This window comes from Sporosarcina sp. NCCP-2331 (genome assembly GCF_023707945.1).
Classification (GTDB): domain Bacteria; phylum Bacillota; class Bacilli; order Bacillales_A; family Planococcaceae; genus Sporosarcina; species Sporosarcina cascadiensis.
Genome location: NZ_BRCD01000070.1, coordinates 1 through 1,783, shown reverse-complemented (window position 1 = coordinate 1,783; position 1,783 = coordinate 1). Strand labels below are relative to the sequence as shown.

At 46.2% G+C, this 1,783-nt stretch carries 1 protein-coding gene; it reads right to left on the bottom strand.

Annotation, left to right across the window (positions count from 1 at the left end):
- Nucleotides 1–263: 263 nt before the first annotated feature.
- Nucleotides 264–1,700 carry a DDE-type integrase/transposase/recombinase gene (locus tag NCCP2331_RS18195; protein WP_251672114.1) on the bottom strand — a complete coding sequence of 479 codons (1,437 nt, stop codon included), beginning with the start codon at nt 1,698–1,700 and terminating at the stop codon, nt 264–266.
- Nucleotides 1,701–1,783: the final 83 nt, after the last annotated feature.

The window sequence follows — 1,783 nt, the reverse complement described above, 5'->3', positions numbered from 1 at the left end:
GGTAGTGTCAAAACTTCTATGAAAACCTGACTTCAATCCTCGCCCGTTGATTGGGCGGTCGGACATGTGCCGCAATCGCTCTTGACAAACAGTCGAAAAAGGTTGCGGTATGTTCACCAAGGGCGAAGGGGACAAAAAGAAGACATGCTAAATAGCCCTTGACTTTAACCAATTTTAACCTTTTTCTCCGTTCGGTTTGTCAAGAGTTCGCTACGCCGATTGCTCGATCCACGATGTTCCCAAGGGCTCAGCTAAACAAAAAGTCAGCTGGCGTTCTCGGTCAGCCACTGTTGCGATAGTTCAATCAGCTTCGTCCAGCGAGCGGGCATGTGGGGCATTTCCTTCAACTCTGGGACTATCACAGGTACCCGGCCTTCCAAGGATGAATGAGGACGGAGGAAGTTGAAGTACGCGACAAACAACGTCACGTGTGAAACCGAGCCCTCTTCGGAACCAAAGCCATGGGTGGCGCGGTAGTTCCCTTTAAATGTACGGTTCAAGCGCTCGATGATCTGCTTTAATGGACGATATTCAGTTGACACAGGGTCTTCGTTTGTCAGCCCAATTACACGTGTCACATCGAAATGAATATGGTGCTGCGCGAAGAATTGTTGGGCTAACAGGTAGATAGGGTTTCCGTCCACCACGATGTTCAAATTCTCTGGAATGGACTTCATCTTCTTGAACATATCATCCAAAGCGCGAATGGCCGATAAGGTGTCCCGGTTTGGAGATGTCCGATAGGACAGAATCACCTTTTTAACGGCATCGAAAAAGAAGAAGATGTAATGCCAACGCCCATTCACACGGATATAGGTTTCATCGCCACAGAACTGATCAGACAGCTCGTACGGGAAATGATCCACGAATGGCTTCACTGTCAACGCTACGCTGTTCATGTAGTTCAGCACGCTTTGATGAGAAATATGCACATTGTGAACGTCTCTCATCAGTGCTGCCGTCTTTCGTGCCGAGATGCCATAGTTGACGTGGTAAGTAAGGATGAGTCCTAGTGTGTGCGAAGATACGTAGACTCTAGAGAGATCTACCTTAGGTTTCACTGGTGACGCGGCTGCCAACGGCTTGAAATCGAACTGAAACTGACGGTAGATATACCGGACTTTGAAGGCCTGGGGATCTTCCTTGAACCGTTTCTTTTCCGGTTGCGTCATCTGTCTTAACTTCTTTTGGTAAAAGGAACAGTCGTTGTTCTTACATTTGAAAACGTTGAAATCTTTTCGTTCTTTCACTTTCTCAAGTGTTTTCAAGCAGTGGGGACATTTCAGGGTGGCTTCCTTCAGATACCGGCTTTGTTTATTGAAGAGGCACGCACATACTTTACATTGGAATTGTCCTTTGTCACCATTGTTCGCATACAGATAGCCGGCTGGGGCATCACACCGTGGACAACACAGCTTATCAGGAACGTTCACTTTACCAGTCCTATGCCGTCGAACAGGTTTGAGTGGTTTACCGTGTTTTTCCAAGTACTCCTCTAACAAGTCCTGAAAGGACAGTTTTTCGAGTTTCTCCAGAACGGGTAGTTCATCAACCTGAAGTTTTTGATAAGGCTTGTCAACAGGCTCATCGGACCGCACACTTCCGACAGCCCTTCCAAGCACTATGGTAAGTAATGTAATAATAATTGTATGTTGATACTTGATATATTGAAGTAAATAAGCTAATAATTGAGGGTACAACTTGTCACTTCCTATTCTGGGATGTTGGGTGTCTGGTAACCTCAATTATCCGCAGAATTCAGGGGGTGGCAAGTTTTTTTTAT